The 17,489-nt window shown below is 59.0% G+C and carries 10 protein-coding genes; 8 read left to right on the top strand and 2 right to left on the bottom strand.

Annotated elements, in window-relative coordinates:
- Positions 1-20: 20 nt before the first annotated feature.
- The 4 genes from ACTAQI_RS11750 (at position 21) to ACTAQI_RS11735 (ending at position 4,154) form a co-directional block, all read left to right on the top strand.
- Positions 21-623 carry a DapH/DapD/GlmU-related protein gene (locus ACTAQI_RS11750; protein WP_457946042.1) on the top strand — a complete coding sequence of 201 codons (603 nt, stop codon included), beginning with the start codon at positions 21-23 and terminating at the stop codon, positions 621-623.
- Positions 616-1,707 carry a DegT/DnrJ/EryC1/StrS family aminotransferase gene (locus ACTAQI_RS11745; protein WP_457946041.1) on the top strand — a complete coding sequence of 364 codons (1,092 nt, stop codon included), beginning with the start codon at positions 616-618 and terminating at the stop codon, positions 1,705-1,707. The genes ACTAQI_RS11750 and ACTAQI_RS11745 overlap by 8 nt, the downstream gene beginning before the upstream one ends.
- The gene (locus tag ACTAQI_RS11740; RefSeq protein ID WP_457946039.1) at positions 1,707-2,705 is read left to right on the top strand and encodes a Gfo/Idh/MocA family oxidoreductase; all 999 of its coding nucleotides are present in this window, start codon (positions 1,707-1,709) and stop codon (positions 2,703-2,705) included. Before ACTAQI_RS11745 ends, ACTAQI_RS11740 begins: the two co-directional genes overlap by 1 nt.
- A 222-nt stretch (positions 2,706-2,927) precedes the next feature.
- Positions 2,928-4,154 (top strand): hypothetical protein, encoded by a 1,227-nt coding sequence (locus ACTAQI_RS11735; RefSeq protein ID WP_457946038.1) that lies wholly within the window; start codon positions 2,928-2,930, stop codon positions 4,152-4,154.
- A 15-nt stretch (positions 4,155-4,169) separates the two neighbouring features.
- Here ACTAQI_RS11735 and ACTAQI_RS11730 read toward each other — a convergent pair whose 3' ends face one another.
- The gene (locus tag ACTAQI_RS11730) at positions 4,170-5,417 is read right to left on the bottom strand and encodes a hypothetical protein (protein WP_457946036.1); all 1,248 of its coding nucleotides are present in this window, start codon (positions 5,415-5,417) and stop codon (positions 4,170-4,172) included.
- Between the two features lie 340 nt (positions 5,418-5,757).
- Between ACTAQI_RS11730 and glmS the strand changes: the two genes are divergently transcribed.
- Positions 5,758-7,650, top strand: coding sequence for a glutamine--fructose-6-phosphate transaminase (isomerizing) (gene glmS, locus ACTAQI_RS11725; protein ID WP_457946035.1), 1,893 nt, complete (start codon positions 5,758-5,760; stop codon positions 7,648-7,650).
- A gap of 898 nt (positions 7,651-8,548) precedes the next feature.
- On the opposite strand, the gene ACTAQI_RS11720 is transcribed toward glmS, so the two are convergent.
- Positions 8,549-9,760, bottom strand: a complete 1,212-nt coding sequence (locus ACTAQI_RS11720; protein WP_457951043.1) for an IS110 family RNA-guided transposase — start codon at positions 9,758-9,760, stop codon at positions 8,549-8,551.
- Positions 9,761-11,765: 2,005 nt separating this feature from the next.
- Between ACTAQI_RS11720 and ACTAQI_RS11715 the strand changes: the two genes are divergently transcribed.
- The 3 genes from ACTAQI_RS11715 to ACTAQI_RS11705 all read left to right on the top strand — a co-directional run bounded on the left by ACTAQI_RS11715 (position 11,766) and on the right by ACTAQI_RS11705 (position 17,447).
- Entirely contained in the window at positions 11,766-13,391 is a 1,626-nt protein-coding gene (locus ACTAQI_RS11715) for a hypothetical protein (protein ID WP_457946034.1), read from the top strand.
- A 461-nt stretch (positions 13,392-13,852) separates the two neighbouring features.
- Complete coding sequence (locus ACTAQI_RS11710; protein ID WP_457946033.1) at positions 13,853-14,689, top strand: MBL fold metallo-hydrolase; 837 nt, start codon at positions 13,853-13,855, stop codon at positions 14,687-14,689.
- A gap of 1,510 nt (positions 14,690-16,199) precedes the next feature.
- On the top strand, positions 16,200-17,447 hold the full coding sequence (locus ACTAQI_RS11705) for a MinD/ParA family ATP-binding protein (protein ID WP_457946032.1): 1,248 nt from the start codon (positions 16,200-16,202) through the stop codon (positions 17,445-17,447).
- The last annotated feature ends 42 nt before the right edge of the window (positions 17,448-17,489 follow it).

Here is a 17,489-nt window from a genome sequence, read left to right as displayed (position 1 = left end):
CTTTTCACAAGAGGATCACTATGACGATAAGCATTGCACCGAGCGCTGATGTTTCTGAGGGAGTGACTCTCGGGGCTGGAACAAAAGTCTGGCACCTTGCACAAGTGCGCGAGGGAGCATTAATCGGTGAAAACTGCATAGTTGGACGAGGGGCCTACGTTGGCCCCGGAGTTACCATCGGCCAGAACACCAAGATCCAAAATTACGCGCTGGTCTACGAACCCGCCCTGCTAGAGTCCGGGGTCTTCGTTGGACCAGGTGTGGTTCTCACTAATGACACGTACCCGCGTTCTGTAAACCCAAATGGATCTCAGAAGAGTTCGGAAGATTGGTCGCCGGTAGGTGTCGTTGTCAGGGAAGGCGCTTCTATCGGTGCGCGGGCGGTGTGCGTGGCTCCGCTAACCATAGGGCGCTGGGCGACCATCGCGGCCGGCGCCGTTGTTACGAAAGACGTGCCAGCTTTTGCCCTGATGGTCGGAGTACCCGCGCGAAGACGTGGCTGGGTTGGTAAGGCCGGACAGGTTCTTTTACCTCATGAGCAATTTTGGGTCTGTCCTTCCACGGGTGACAGATATGTCGAAGACGGAGAAACGTTGAGAGAGGTACAGGAACAGCATGACTGATGATTTCATTCCGGCGGCTAGGCCGTTGATCGGCGAAGAGGAACGAGCGGCAGTTGACTCTGTCCTGGCATCAGGGATGCTCGCGCAAGGGGAAGAAGTTGCTGCCTTCGAGAAGGAGTTTTCCCAAGTACTGCTCGACGGACGTCCAACCGTCGCCGTTAATTCAGGTACTTCCGGTCTCCACCTCGGCCTCCTTGCCGCCGGCGTGGGACCGGGGGATGAAGTTATTGTTCCCTCCTTCACATTCGCCGCAACGGCTAATTCCGTGGCCCTCACAGGCGCGACGCCCGTTTTCGCAGACATCGAACTGGACCACTACACGATGGATGTTCACCATGTGGGATCACTCGTCACCGAGCGGACAAAAGGCATAATGCCGGTCCACCTTTATGGACATCCGTTTGATGCGCCCGGCTTCTTATCCCTGGCAGATGAGCATGGGATCGATATTTACGAGGATGCCGCACAAGCCCATGGGGCTAGTTTGGAGGGGAACATGGTGGGCACCTTTGGGAAATTCGCAATGTTTAGTCTTTACCCGACCAAAAATATGACTTCGGGCGAAGGCGGAATGGTATCGTCGTCGGATGAAGATGTTGTACGCCGCCTAAGACTTCTCCGAAACCAAGGCATGCAAAAGCAGTACGAAAATGAAATTGTGGGATTTAATGCTCGTATGACTGATCTCCATGCCGCCATTGGAAGAGTTCAACTTACAAAGGTAATGATGTGGACCAGAAAGCGGCAGGCGAACGCAGAGTTCTTGTCTCAGAACCTGAGCGGGGTCGGTCTCCCTAAAGTGGCGCCGGGGGCGGAGCATGTTTACCATCAGTACACCATCCGTGTGCCGGAAGACCGGGATGGCCTAGCTGAGGCCCTACGAGCCGAGTACAAAATTGGTTCGGGCGTATATTATCCGGTCCCCAATCACCGCTTGCCGTCTTTCACTCGACAGGAAAACCTACCCAACACAGAACTTGCAGCTAAAGAGGTCCTTTCACTGCCGGTTCACCCATCTCTCACCTCGGAACATTTGGAGAGAATCGTCACCGCGGTGAATGCTTTAGTCGAGGCTGGTTCGTAATGGCAAATCTACGAGTTGGTCTTGTTGGCCTAGGCATGATGGGACGTCATCATGCTCGTGTGATTAGGGAAGTAGAAGGAATAGAGCTCGTAGGGGTAGCGGACGGACAGGGGGACGTTCATGGTGCTGCGGGAAACCTTAAGGTCCTCTCTTCTGTCAGCGAGCTGGTCGCCGTAGGTATTGATATGGCGGTGGTCGCAGTCCCGACGGGTCTTCATGAAGAGGTTGGACTGGCTTTGGCAGAGGCCGGCATCCACACCCTTATTGAAAAGCCCATCGCCTCAACCGTCCAGGCAGGGCAGCGATTGGTGGAAGCATTTCAAGCGAGAGATCTTGTAGGAGCCGTCGGGCACATCGAGCGGTTCAATCCGGCGCTACAGTCAATGCGGGCGAGAATCGAAGCGGGTGAATTGGGCGAGGTCTACCAAATTGCCACCCGCCGGCAAGGGCCCTTTCCTGCCCGTATCGCTGATGTTGGTGTCGTTAAGGATCTTGGAACTCACGACATCGACTTGACGGCTTGGCTAGCCAGGAGCAGATTTGAATCTATTTTTGCGCGGACGACAACTCGCAGCGGTCGAGCGCATGAGGATATGGTTGCGGCCACGGGCCATCTTAAACGGGGCATCATAACCAATCACCTGGTCAACTGGCTTTCGCCTATGAAGGAACGACTCACAATAGTAACTGGCGAAAATGGAGCCTTTGTTGCTGACACGCTAACAGCTGATTTGACGTTTTTTGAAAATGGCACCGTTGCCACTCAGTGGGATTCGATGGCGGCATTTAGGGGTGTTTCGGAGGGAAACGTGACTCGGTTGGCAATCGCGAAACCGGAGCCGCTCAGAACCGAACATGAGGCATTCCGGGACGCAGTGCTCGGTATACGGAGCGACATCGTGACAATGGAAGACGGCTTGAATACACTGCGCGTCGCTGAAGCGGTTCTCGAGTCGGCAGTAACTCGACGCGTGGTAGACATAGGGCCACTCGGCTAAAGGATGGCTTCTGCCTTGAAATATGTTGTCCAGCCTACGCACAATGAGGCACCTCGCTTGATCGTTACCAACTTGTTGATCAAGACACTGCACCGGTATTTCTAGCATGCGATGCTCGTCTCATATTGATCTCAGGAGCGTCAGCGGACCTATCCTTTCAACCCATGCTGTACTTCCCTGGAGTCAGAGGAATGCTGCGCCGCCCCTAGGAAAGTTCAGAAAATGAGGAAGTTCGGGGCTTTGTGGGGCCGACTGGCGAGCCTTCATATATTTTTGGGGCTTGCTTTCGGTCAAGGTATTGTGCTGGTAAGCACTCCATTGTTGACGCGGCTGTACTCGCCATATGAAATAGGGGTATCAGGCACTTTCCTGGCGGCTGCAAGTATTTTAGGTACTGTGGCGACTTTTCGGTTTGAAGCGCTAATTCCAGCCGCCGAAGGAAGAACAATAACATGGCTGATCAAGTGTGCATCAATTTCGACAGGTGTAACTACTAGCTTTGCAGTATTAGCATTCTGGTTTTTTTCTGGATTCGACATTCTGAATGCGCTATTATTCGGCGTAACTGTGCTGGGGCTTGCAGGTGTTGGGTTACTGATGCAGATTGCTGCACGAAGGAAGAACCTCAAGGGTATTCCCACAGCTAAAGCTCTTCAAGGTGCAGGGCAAACCGGGATTCAACTTGCCTCCGGAATCTCGGCCATCGCGAGTTTCGGAATGCAATTGGGGATCGCTGCTGGTTACATTCTAAGCGCAGCAACACAAATGCTCTTTCTGCGCAGGGCAGATCCCCTCGCACCTGGGGAACTTGGCTGGAATCGGCGCCCTCGAAAACGTCAACTGTTCCGACAGGCATCGGTACTGGTGGTAGCAGCCCTCATAAACATCTGCACCGTATGGATGTACCCGCTCCTTACTCAAGCATTCTTCGGTGTCGAAGTCACGGGGCAACTCACGGTTGCCCAACGGATTGGCCTTGCGCCGGCCGCGCTGATTGTCGCATCGCTTAGCCCGGTCGTTATCAGTCGCATGTCTGAGCTCATACGCGAGGGACATTCAGTAGGACTTGAATTCAAACGGTGGCTTATTCGTCTCTCGCCACTTGGATGCTTGGCACTTATCGCGATGTTAATGGTTCCCGAGAATTGGCTCGAAATTGTTTTAGGAGGGGACTGGTCATTGTCGCGGGACTATCTTTCGGCTATGGGACTCATGGTGGCCGCGCAAGTTGTGATTGGCCCCTTTGGCATGTTACTGGTACTGCAAGGTCGTTCGCGGCACCAACTTCTTTGGGACGCCAGCAGGCTTGTTGCGCTCCTAGGAGTTACTTCGGCGACAGCTGCTCTCTCGCAGAGCCCCGTGGCAATGATCTGGGCGGCTTCGATCGTCCTGACCTTGTTTTACTGCGCATACGCAATAATTGTTTTGAGGGGAGGCGGAGCGCGGTGAACTTCCTTTGCGCTTCTAGCCTCGACGTTTCGCCTCATCAAATTGAGCGAGGGGAAAGACCTCGGTCAGGAGTCTTTTGACGTCGGTCTCAGGTCCGTTATCCCAGAAGAGCTTAGTCTTCGCCAACGCTGCCGCCCCTTCAATTTTTACGATTTCTTCCTGTTCGGCGCGGCCAAATGAATAGATTGCATTCGCAAGACCTTCGATATCTTGCTCTCCGCAAAGTTTCCCGACAGCGTACTCCTCAACGAATTGCTTCTGGGCTGTCCTGTCGGTACCCACAATAGCAAGCCCCATCAGGGCGTATTCGTATAGCTTGGTTGGAACGGCAAGGTCATTTTGCCCCGTTTTTGTGATCATGGACAGTCCGATGCCGTATGAACTCAGAAGGGTGGGGATCTTATCGGCAGTAACCGCTGGGATTAGCCGTAGATTGCCGGGGAATCCGCGCTCGTTGACATATTCCACGAAGAGTTTTTCTTGGTGGGCATTGGGAAATCTTCGTACAAGGTCAATGGTGACATCGTAGCCACGCTGCTCGCATAGCACGGCAAGGTCTACAATGCTTTTCATGCCGTAGGGTTCGCTCAGTGTGCCTGTGTGAATGACTCGGCGGAAGCGTGCCACGTCATTTGAAACTGCGGCTTTGTCGTAAGATTTCCTCAAAGGAAAATTCGGGGATACGGAAACCGGAACCCCAGCCTCGCTGTACCTGACGGACATGGCCATTGCGACAACGTTTGCTCCGCCGATACGCTTTGCGGCCCACACTTGGAAATTGTCGATTAGTTTGCTGGCGAAGGTCTTCACGGGTTGTGGCGCCGATATCTTCGAGACATAGTATGAGGAGTAATATTCGTGCACGTCATATACAACTCGCCCCCTTGTCAGAGTAGCCCAGACTAAGGCGATAGGAAGCATGTAGAGGTCGTGAATATGCCATGCCTGGGCATTTTCCTTGTGGGCCCTTAGTGCGACCTTGGGAAGCTGGATAAGGCGCTGCTTGAATGATGAGGCGCGGCTAAATATCTCTTCAGCAGCAATGGAATCGGTGCTTGCTTTCCCCTCGCCGAGCCAGAAAAATTTAACTCTATAGCCACATCTGAGCGCAGCTTGTGCGCACCTTAGGACTCTTTGATCGCCCCTGGGGTGGATTGTAGGAATGCAGATTAGGGGCGCGTTCTCAGAGGCATTTTCCGAAACTTCGAGCGTCCACTGATCTGTATTGACAGAGCGGAAGGTGGCATCGATTTTGTCCCGCAATTATTGTTCCTGCTTCCTGGGCGCTTTCATTACATGTCACTTCAGTCTAGACCTTGGCTATCAGTGACTTGATCTTCGGACGGTGCTGGCATTGATCTTTAGGCCTACCGCACTGGTGGACGATGATGAGTCCAGCTCAGCATATATACGAGATGGGGACAGCAACTGATCGTGAGGCTCGTGTAGGAAGGCTCGAACTCCGCCTGAGCCCAAACGGTGTCGTGGATAACTTTTCCGGGGAGTTGTCGAAAAGACGCGTTGTTCGGATTACCGGAGGCCGTCGCCGAGTAAACGTCCCCATAATTCTGCCGTGGATATACAGGCTGTACTGTATTGTCTTGTGTGTGGAATCGTGGGTTACGTAGGCCGTTCGGTTGACGGTGCAATTAATGGTCACAGTGCGTTGGATGTTGTCCTTGAGGGACTGCGGCGCCTGGAGTACCGCGGTTATGACTCTGCCGGTGTGGCGGTGGTGTCCCAGGGGAGCATTGAGTCGCGGAAGAAGTCCGGGAAGCTGAGCAACCTGATTGGTGAGCTGGAGGCCCACCCGTTGCCGGAGGCGGTGACCGGGATCGGTCACACGCGTTGGGCGACCCATGGCGGCCCGACGGACCGCAACGCGCACCCGCACCTGGCTGATGGCGGCAAGCTCGCCGTGATCCACAACGGCATCATCGAAAACTTCGCCGAGCTCAAGCTCGAGCTGCTGGGCAAGGGTGTGACGTTCCTGTCCGAGACGGACACCGAGGTCGCTGCCGCGCTGCTGGCTGACATCCTGCGGAACCAGCTGGGCGGGGACACCGCGAACGGTGGCCTGACCCGGGCCATGGAACTGGCGTGCCAGCGCCTTGAAGGAGCGTTCACGCTGCTGGCGGTCCACGCGGACCAGCCCGACGTCGTCGTGGCCGCGCGCCGTAACTCACCGCTGGTGGTGGGCCTGGGCGAGGGGGAGAACTTCCTGGGCTCGGACGTGTCCGGGTTCATTGACTACACCCGCCGAGCGGTGGAGCTGGGCCAGGACCAGATCGTGACCATCACTGCTGACAGTGTTGAGATCACCGATTTCTACGGCAACCCGGCCCAGGGCAAGGAATACCACGTGGACTGGGACCCGGCGTCGGCGGAAAAGGGCGGCTTCTCCTCGTTCATGGAGAAGGAAATCAATGACCAGCCCGACGCCGTGGCGCAGACCCTGCTGGGCCGGTCGGACCTGGACGGCAAGCTGACCCTGGATGAGCTGCGGATCGATCCGGAGCTTTTGAAGCAGGTCAACAAGATCATCGTGCTGGCCTGCGGCACCGCCGCCTATGCGGGCATGGTGGCCAAGTACGCCATCGAGAACTGGTGCCGGATCCCCACCGAGGTGGAGCTCGCGCACGAGTTCCGTTACCGGGACCCGATCCTGGACGAGAAGACCCTGGTGGTCTGCATCAGCCAGTCCGGGGAGACCATGGACACCCTGATGGCCGTCCGGTACGCCCGGGAACAGGGCGCGAAGACCATCTCGATCTGCAACACCAACGGCTCCACCATCCCGCGCGAATCCGACGCCGTGCTCTACACGCACGCGGGCCCGGAGATCGCGGTGGCCTCCACCAAGGCGTTCCTGGCCCAGATCACCGCCGCGTACCTGCTGGGCCTGTACCTGGCGCAGCTGCGCGGGAACATCTTCTCCGGCCAGATCAAGGACGTCCTCGCGGACCTGAACAAGATCCCCGCGAAGATCCAGAAGATCCTGGACAACGCCGGCCCGCTGCGCGAACTGGCCCGGTCCATGGCGAACGAGAAGTCCGTGCTGTTCCTGGGCCGGCACGTGGGCTACCCCGTGGCTCTGGAAGGCGCGCTGAAGCTCAAGGAAATCGCGTACATCCACGCCGAAGGGTTCGCCGCCGGTGAGCTCAAGCACGGCCCCATCGCCCTGATCGATGAAGGCCAGCCGGTGTTCGTGGTGGTCCCGTCCCCGCGCGGGCGTGACTCGCTGCACGCCAAGGTGGTCTCCAACATCCAGGAAGTCCGCGCCCGCGGTGCCCGGACCCTGGTCATCGCCGAGGAAGGCGACGAAGCCGTCAAGGCCTACGCCGAGTACGTCTTCTACGTCCCCGAGACCCCCACGCTGCTCATGCCGCTGCTGACCACCGTCCCGCTGCAGATCTTCGCCGCGGAACTCGCCGCAGCGAAGGGCTACGACGTGGACCAGCCCCGCAACCTCGCCAAGAGCGTCACCGTCGAATAGGATCCGCCAACGGAGGACTATTTCGGCTGCAAAGTCTATTAGCGAGTCTGCTGACTCGGCTCAACTATGCCCCCAGCGGTACGCCCACAGCTATTGTCCTCAGCAGGTTGGGTCGATGGCCGCTTTCGCGAACGCACCAGTCTCATAGACAATGTGGTATAGCCACGACCCTCTCGCGTCCCGCAGCGATACAACTGGCATCGTCGTGTCTATTGCGATGATGCTTAAGTCGCCAGTGAAGCAGCGTTGAAAAATTAGGCGGGCCCTCGAAACATGGAATGTCGCCGTTATGACACTGGCCGTGTCCCAGCCGTTTTCTTGGGACAGAGCTCGCAGTTCCCGAGCTTCGCCCCGTGTGGTGACGGGGTCGGGAGAGAAGCATATGACTTTGTACTTACGCTTTTCGTCGCATACCGCTGGTCGTCCTGTCTCTGACGAGGTAGGACTGGACACGGCAAGAGTTTCGGCAAAACCTGCCTCCATCATGTTCTCTGCTAGAGAAATGCGATCATAGGAAGGCGCAAGCACGAACAGAACGTCGGAGGATGTTGGCTTTTCGACAGTCGGGCTAACGTACAGATGGATTGCGAGTACGCATAGCCCTAGGATCAAAGTGACCGCCCCGGCGGCCGCTCTCCAACGTGTTTGCTTCAACTGTCCTATGTCCGATAAGGGTGGCATGACGCGCCTGCGAGCGCCTCCGGTCTCGACCCTCGGCGCAATGAGTCAATTCCTTCCGCGCTACAGCGGGATTCGTCCGGCTCTATCTTCTGCAGCATACCTTGCCCAGATACGTGCCAGAAAAGAAGATGGCTATTTCGATCGCTGACAGGGCTGTCTAGTGCACCCGATCAGTTCTCGGGGCCTGCTTTTTTTGGGGGGGCCTCTATGGTTTTCGTCAAGCTGCTGAGTCTAGGTTCCTTGGTTCTGGTTCTGGGTCTTGGTAGAGGGTTCCGTCTCGGAGCATGGCGAAGAGGACGTCTGAGCGTCGGCGCGCGAGGGCGATGAGGGCTTGGTTGTGTCGTTTGCCCTCGGCCCGTTTCCGGTCGTAGTAGGCCCGCGACGGCGGGTGGTTCAGGGCTGCGAAGGCGGAGAGGAACAGGGCGCGTTTGAGTTTCTTGTTCCCGCGCCTGGTAGTGTGTTCGCCCCGTATGGATGTCCCGGAGCGCCGGGTGACGGGTGCGATGCCGGCGTAGGAGGCCAGGTGGGCGGCGCTGGCGAAGTGTTTGCCTGTCACTTCGGTGAGGATGCGGGCGCAGGTCCTGACTCCGATGCCTGGCATCGAGGTCAGGACCTTGTGAAGAGGGTGGGCCTCCACGAGGGCTTCGACCTGGGCGGCGATGTCATCGCGCTGGTGGCGGAGGGCCAGCAGCTGTTCGGCCAGTTTCGGCAGTACGACCCCTGCGGCGCTGGTGCCCACGACCACTACGGTCTGTTCTCCGAGGGCAGCGAAGATTGCGTCCGTGAGGCGTTCTGCGGCGCGGGGTGCACGTTTCTTCAAACGGGCTCTGACATGTCCGCGGCCGGCGGTCTTCAGTGCCGCCCGTGTGGAATACCGGGTCAGCAGGTCCGCTACGGCCGGGTGATCGAGGTGCGGGCCCAGGGCCCGCTCCAGGGCCGGGTGGATCTGGGTCAGCAGCCCGCGGATCCGGTTTGATGTGGCCGTGATCTGGGCGGCGAGGTCGTCGTCGAAGCCGCAGAGCACGGCGAGTTCGGCCAGCGTCTCATCATCCACGGCGATGGATCGCAGTGTGTGAGGCATGGTGCGGGCGGCCTCGGCGATGATCGCCGCGTCCCTGGCATCGGTCTTGGCCTGGCCCGGGTGCAGGTCCGCGATCCTGCGCATCGCCAGGCCCGGAAGGTAGCCAACAGCTGCTCCGGATGCCTGGGCGACCGCGAAAGGCAGCGCTCCGATCGTCGCCGGCTGATCCACGACCAGCAGGATCTTCCCGTGGGCGGACAAGGAATCCAGGATCTCCCGCAGCCGGGCTTCGTCGTTGGGCAGTGCCTTGTCGAAGAGTTTCTTCCCAGTGCGACCCAGGGCCACGGCATGGTGGCCGGATTTCCCGACGTCCAAACCGATAAATACGTCTATGTCCTGCTGATCCAGAATCACCGCCACACTCGCTCCCTTGTTCGCGCGTCACAGTCCTGTGCTGGCTGGTCAACGGCGGCAGGTGTCGGCATACACGTTACGAAGGACCCGTCGTCGTGCCTCTATCAGCGATCAACTGCCGCCAGGCCGGTCCCGGTGACAACACCCCCCGGATCATGAACGACTGGGGGCAGAAACCATGCCGGGACCGACCGGCCAACACACCCTCATCCTGCAACAGGAGCGGGGCTACGAAAAAGGTAACGGGGGGAGGTACTGCGACTGCCGTCGCCGCTCGCGAAGCATGTGTGAGCAGGCACTTATTGGTCGAGGGCGGCAAGAGCAGGGTTCGCTATCCTCGCACGGGGAGCACCACGTCAGTTGAGACCAACAATTTACGCCACGTTCGTATCCCTGGTAAGGGTTGTGTCGTCCAAATACGAGTACCGCCTACTCGTGCGGGGTGCCAGGCTTCGTAATAGGTTTTCGGCATGAACGCTCAGGAGCGGTACACATCGGCGAAAGCTTTGTCCCCACAAACTCAACAAGACGCTTTATTCGGGTACTCGAACGGGGGAGCATGGGTGGCCAATGACGTCTTTGTTACCCGATCCCCTTCTGGCGATTTATTTGTCGAACGTTGGGACGCTCGGGGGATTCGCTCCGCTACCGTGTTGAAGACCTGTGACACGTTCATGCACGCTATATGGGTGAAGCTTAACGAGTTGGCGATTGACTCGCTCGGTGGAAGGCAATGAGAAGTCCTGCAAGGGTACGCTCCTCAGCCATTCGTCAGCGCCTTATATTGCAATCCATACTTTGAATTCGGCGGGGTTCAAAGGGGGAGTGCTGAGCAGGCCGCAGTGGGCCGGATGAGCGTCAAAAGAAGCGGGTTTCCGGTTTACTTGGCGCGGACTGGAAAGTCTGCGCCCCATTGGCGCGCCGTTCGGCGCTCGGGCGTGTGGCCTGCAACTGTCAGCCAGGAGCTGATTGCCCGGAGGGCTCCGCAGTGGCAGGTAAGGGCGAGTTTGTCATAGCGGGTTGCCAGGCCTCACCACTGCGGCCTTGGTAGTCCTTTTGTCGAAGACCGGGGCCCAGTCACTTGGTCCGAGCCGTTTCCGATGGCAGTCTGATTTGAGGGTTGCGGGACGACCGCGACGATGTCGCGGTCACACGGGTGCGCCCGAATCGCCGTGGATGAGTAAACTTTGTCGCCCCCGACACGGTCTGGGCCGAGTAGGCGGCCTGCCCGGACTAGAACTGTTGATCTTCAACTGGCCCTTCCGATGGGTGAATATCGGCGCGTCTCCGCCTTGGCCGGGCTACTATCAGCACCAATGGCCTGCCGTTGCCGCTTCCAGATCGTCTGCCACGGACCGAACTCAACCGACATCCCGCTAGGCGATCAGGCACCGGTACCAGTAGTTGCCGCCCGCCACGAGCCGGTCATCCCGAAAAGGACGACCCCTGCGGCCATCAGAAGTCGGCAGCAACGCCTGAATGCGAGATCACTGACGATCCGTTCAAAACGAAAGCACGATGCGCCCTCAATCATCCCGAACAACCAGCCCAGGATCAGGAGACTCGCCCGAGTCGACGAGTCCCGGGGGTGGCACTCCCTTCACCTTTCGGATCGTATCTAGAGACCCGGTAGTCTATTATTTGGTTCAATTTTCAGGCGGTGGAGCACGTTGGTGCAATTCGTAGGGTTCACAGGCGAGATCACTTTGGCCGTACCGTTACCAGCAGCGAGATGGAAGCTAGTGGAATTGTTTCCAGTCCACCACCGAGTGTGCACCAGAGCCACTCAGCGGCATAGGCAGTCTGCGACAGTCGCGAGCGTGGAAGAGTATAACCAGACTGGCGGCGCCGTGATGATGGTGCTGCTGCTCCTCGCGCACTTGTTCGTAGGAGTGTCACTTCAGTCCGCGTCGGCTCCGGATACTGACGGGCTGGGATTGTACGAGACGTTCGGCTTCATCACTGGTTCGGTGTCTTGCTGCACATATGCAGTCGTGAGTTGGGCGCCGAGGAGGCGTTCGTGAGGGTCTCGCAGTTCACTGCAGGAGCTTTGGTCGACTCGCGGGACCTGCCTCCGGCGGGTCGAAAGCCACGAGAGCAGACAGCTGCGCGACGTGTCGCCGGATACCTTCTCTTGGCGATCTCCCTCGCCGGGTTCATAGCCGCACTGGAGGTTACGTACGCCGCGTTTATGGCTCCACGGTTTGGGTACCTCGGGTACGTATATCACGAGCCGTCCCACGGGTGGATGTTCGCTGTTTACCTGCTTCTGCTCGTGGCAGCTGGGTTTCTGCCTTACAGGACGCAGCAAGCTTCTGGGTTCGCGGTCTGGTTCCTGTACGTCGCGCTGCTCGTGCCTATCGCTACAGTGCCGCTTTACGGGAGCACGCGAGATCCCGCAGATACATTCCTCTTCGCGTTTTATTGCGCCGCGATCTGGGCCTGTGTCGCGCTGATTCTGCGGCGTTCGCCTACCCCCGTAATTCCTGTCCGGCAGAGCCGTCCAGGACTTTTCTGGGTAATTATCGTGTCCGTCTCACTGGTCACGTACACCTACATTCAGATCGTCTTCGGGATCACGTTCAACATCGTGTCGTTCTTCGAGGTGTACGACACCAGACTGCTCTATCGTGACGAGGTGGTGCCGACGGTGCCCGTGCTCGGCTACCTCATTGCCAACCAGGGCAACGTAATTAACCCGTTGCTTATGGCGATGGGTGTAGTCCGTCGTCGTCCGCCTCTGTTCGTCGTGGGGCTCGTCGGGCAGCTCATCCTCTACTCCACCACTGGCTACAAGACGGTGATGATCTCGATCCCTCTCGCCGTGACTATCGCTCTCTACCTCCGTCACCGCCGCTCACTCACCGGCATAACGATCGTGGTCGCGTCCACAATCCTGGTGTGGGCAGCGATCACCATCGACAGGGTTGCGTCCCTCGGCATGGTGGACATCGTGGTGAGTCGGATTTACTTGACGGCGGGCTATCTGATGCCGCACTACCGAGACGTCTATGACGGCGCACCCTGGGCGTTGTGGGACTACTCTTTCCTCGGGCCCCTGGTCGACGCGCCGTACGCCATGACTCCGGGCTTCTACGTCGGAGCGATGGCGCTGGGGCGACCGGACATTCAGGCGAACGCCGGCCTGTTTGCGGATGGATACGCGAACCTCGGTCTCGCAGGCATCGCCATCGAGGCAGTGGCTCTAGTCGCGATACTGCTCTTGGCGGATGGTGCCAGCCGTCACCTGCCGCTCGCGGTCGTACTGCCTACCGCGCTTTTGCCGGTCTTCTCGTTGGCAAATGGCAGCCCCTTCACCGCATTCCTCAGCTACGGATTTGCGCTGATGATGCTCCTGTTTGCACTGCTGCCCGCCGAAGAGGCCTTGTCGATTACCAGGAAGGATGTCCATTCCCGCCGCCTCGTTCGGCGCCAAGAACGAAGACTCGGCCGGTTCGATAGCCCAGTTAGCTTGGGTGGGTCCCCATCCGAAGGTGACCTCGCCGATAGCGATCCTAAGCGTCGTTCCGATGTTCTGGTCGACAACGTTGGCAGTTTGGATCAGCACGAGAGTTGCGGTGCTCCCGACGGATCTCCGGGCTCAAGATGCAGGAAGTCTCGCTGAAAGGAATAACCGCACTCGTATAGCACGCGCTGGGCGACTTATTCACAACCCTAAGTCCAGGGTTGAAGAGGCCGGTACTGTCTGGCTCGCCCCAGCTCGGTCGAAGATGTGTAGCTTGTTGGTAGGTGGGTACGCTCAGCCTAATTAGCGCCGTGTGAGCGGTTTCGGCAGGTGCGGGTGGTGGACAGCCGTGCGACCCCATTCATTCCCTGATTGATACGTTGAATAGGCTGGGCTCTCAGGCTTCCTGATACGTCTTAGGGTTGGGACGGCAGACGTTCTCGCAACGAGAAGCTGCAGCCGTTGGTATCCGAATCAAATCACGTAGCCCGGAGGTCGCGGTACTGCCCCTCCATGATGGCGACGCCCACTATGCATTGCGCCATGATGTCCTTAGTGAGTGGGTACAATCGGTCATCTCAAACGAATGCACGTTGCTTTGGCGGAGGTAGGGAGAAACAATGTCGGAATGGCTTGAAGTCGGTGCGGACAATTTTGTGCTGTCCACCGAAGGATCCAGGCTGAATACCGGCCTGATCGTGGGTTCCGAGCGGGCCATGGTCATCGACACCGGCTGTGGTCCCCGACAGGGACGCCAGATCCTAGATGCCGTCCGCGAGAAGACTAACCTGCCGCTCGTAGTGGTCAACACGCACGCCCACTACGATCATTTCTTCGGGAATGTCGTGTTCGCCGAGGCCGGAGTAACCGAGTTTTGGGCACACCAGAACGCCGCCGCCACCATCGACCAGAGGGGCGACCTGCAACGCCGGCAAGCTGCAATGCTAGAACCGGAGATGTCCCTCGACACGGCTGGGGAAAGCGACGCTATTAAACTCGTGGTCCCTAACGCCATCGTGAGGGACCAACCTGTCCTGGTTGACTTGGGCGGCTTGACTGCAACTCTGTTTTACCTCGGCCGGGGCCACACAGATGGGGACCTTCTGGTAGGCAGTGCTACAACGCTGTACGTGGGTGATGTCGTTGAGCAGGGAGCCCAGCCGTCCTTCGAGGACTCATATCCGGAAGAGTGGGCTGATGTGCTCCGGCACATTTCAGCCCTACGCCACCGCTACGAGTTCCTTATCCCTGGACATGGAAAGCCCTGCAGCGACCAGTTCGTAAAGACCATGGCCAATACCATGAGTACCGCCGTCCGCCAGGCCCGCCAGTCCATCCGTGACACCCCTAACGATGCCACCAAGGCCATCCCTGTGCTGCCTTATGGTCCGGAGCAGTCTCGCTGGTTCATTCAGCGCCTCCGAGAGAACTGGCGCAGCAGCCAGAGCGCCTCCTAACATTTCGCTCGTCTTGAGGAAACGTTGAGGGTGCTTCCCTACCCTCGGGGCATGGGCAAATATCGGGGGATTTACGTCTCACATTCACGGCGAGAAATTCGCCAGCGTAAAGTCCGGATGCTGTCCTACGCGGCACTGCTATTGCTGGCCGTGGCCACCGTTGTCGTCATGATTCTGGCCATACAGCGCTAAACATGTGCTTAGAAGGCGTGAGACAACCCTTGAACTACCTTTGGCGTCGGTCAGCATCCTTCCTTGGCGCGGGGTGCGGAAGCGTGCTCTCACGACTTCCTGCGGGGGAGCCTCGTTCCCACCTGCATTGCCCAGGTTGCCGGCGAGTCCTTCAGCACACCCATCACCGCCAGGCCCCATCATCGGCGCTAGAAGCAAGCCCGCGGCCGGCGTCGCTGCTACCAACTCCAGCCCGGCAATCGATCACTTGAATGGACGACGTAGCCGACAACGCTGCTCGCGCCGGCGGACCCGGAAGTCTGCCTTGGCAGGAGGCGCGCTGTCGCCAACTTAACCTCCACCGTCCCCGCCCCAGGGCAGGCTAAACTTTTGGTCTGTTGAAATGACCACCTTCGTAGTAGCTCAGAGACCTTGGACGGGAATATGTGCTACATGCCCGGCGGCGTTCCCAACGCCCAACTCCCGTTCTACTACCGCTTACGCCTATATCTCGCCGCCCTCTCGACCGATGGCAACTGTTCCGGCCCACTTGCCTGCTCCCCCGGGGAGTGGGTCACCACCGACATCAGCCCGAGACTATTTCTCCTAGCTTGGCTTCGCCTGAATCCCGCAGGGGTAAGAGCTGGCGGACTCAGCCTTCGGCAGGAAAGCCGCTATGAGGCAACAACGGAGCAACTGCCGACCTTTCCGTTGCTTCGAACTCATTCGGACTGTGGTGTTTCCTGTTGAGGAGCCCGTGGAACGCGTAGCCAAAGCCGCAAATAAGGCCACAGAGATGGGCATCCGCAATGATCAACGCTGCGCAGGAATGTGAATAGTTGACTAACGTTGTTACATCCGTTTGACCGTGCTTAGCTGTATGGAATGTCGAGGGTAAGATTACTTGCCAATTCACCGACTGCCTTGGTGGTGTCCCGCTAGTAGTTCCCCACGCTGTCCTTTTACAGGTGCTACGGCTGAAGTGGCGCGCCATCCGCATTCCTATCCGACCAGCACCCGCTTCTGTACCGAGAGAACTTTAGCCCTTATGCCCTCTTGGTGCTCACCGTCGGCATGGTCTCCGTCGCGCTGATACACCGCTGAGCTGCTCTCTCCGTCTGACGGTACTGTGTAGGAGTTCGTCTGAGGACCCCTAGACTTGATGTTTGAACCAGTGCCGCATAACCGTTTGCCGAAAACGTCCGGGGGGACAGACATGCCACATCCGGCGGATCAGAATGCAGGCGCCCAAGCAGAGGATGCAGGGCAGCCGCAACTGCGCCGACGCCGCGACCTTCGTCGTGCCGATGGCTCAGTGGACGATGCCTGGACAGGAACCATGCCAGCCGTAACTCCCGATATGTCCAGTTCCAACGACGCCGGACGGCCGGTTACGCGCCGCTCGTCCTGGGCGGAAGCGGCTGCTGCCGCCGACGCCACGAAGCCGTCTCGTGCACCGTCGCCTGTGCAGCCCTCGCACCAGCCCGTTACTCCTCCTGCTGCCGCGCCTTCACCGACGCCCATCGCTTCCGTGCCGGCCCGTGTGCCCGGGGACCGTGCCCACGGGACTGTTCCCGAAGCCGCCGCGCCGCCGTCGGATACTCCTGTTTTCCGGCGGAGCCGGCCCACCGTAGCGGACGAGATCGCCGAAAACCCCATGCCGGACTTCATCGGCTCGCCGGGCCTGTTCGTCAAGGAACAGAAGCCTCGTCCCAGGGGTGGCATCCGTGGCGCGCTGTATCACTTGACCGGTGGTGCCTGGAACCTGGGTCCCGGGCCCAAGCAGCGCCAGGAAGACGAGTTGGCCCGCCGGATCTCACGCCAGCTCCAAGGCAGCTACAACACCGCAATCCTGAGTCTCAAGGGCGGGATCGGCAAGACCTCCACCACTGTTGGTGTGGGCTTGACCCTGGCCGAGTATCGCGGGGATGCGCCGTGCGCCATCGACGCCAACCCGGACTCTGGGGATCTGGTGGAACGCGCCTTGGGTGAGGGCATCTACCAGCAGGCCAGCCCGCGGACCATCACCGACCTGCTGGAGAACATCGAGTCCGTCGACTCCCTGACGGCACTGGCCCGGTACATGCACCATGCCGGCCGGCTGCACCTGATCGCCGGGGAGCAGGACCCGGAAGTCTCGGACTCGCTGACGGCGGAGGAATACCTGCGGATCCGCAAACTTATCTCCAGCTACTACTCGGTGGCGCTGACGGACTGCGGGACCGGCGTGACCCACAATGCGATGAGCGGGATCCTGCAGTCGGCGGACAACCTGCTGATCGCCGCCGGTTACGCGGTGTCCGGCGCCAAGCGGGCCCGCAGCACTCTGCAGTGGCTGGCCAGCCACGGGTACGAGGACCTGGCCCGCAACGCCATCGTGGTCATCACGGACAAGGATGAGGTGTCCTCCCGCGTGGATAAGGACGCCATCGAGGAGCACCTGGCCGGGATCTGCCGAGAGCTGATTGCCGTGCCGCATGACCGCGGCGTTGCCGACGGTGACTTGGTGACCCTGGATGTGCTGAAGCCGGAGACTCGGCGGGCGTACAAGGAGATTGCCGCCGCGATCGTGGACGGTTACCGGTAACAAGAAAGAACCGCCCGCCTCCTGTGAGGGAAGCGGGCAGTT

The organism is Pseudarthrobacter sp. alpha12b (genome assembly GCF_054130495.1).
The sequence above is the reverse complement of the archived record's forward strand: the minus strand, read 5'-3'. Positions and strand labels throughout refer to the sequence as shown.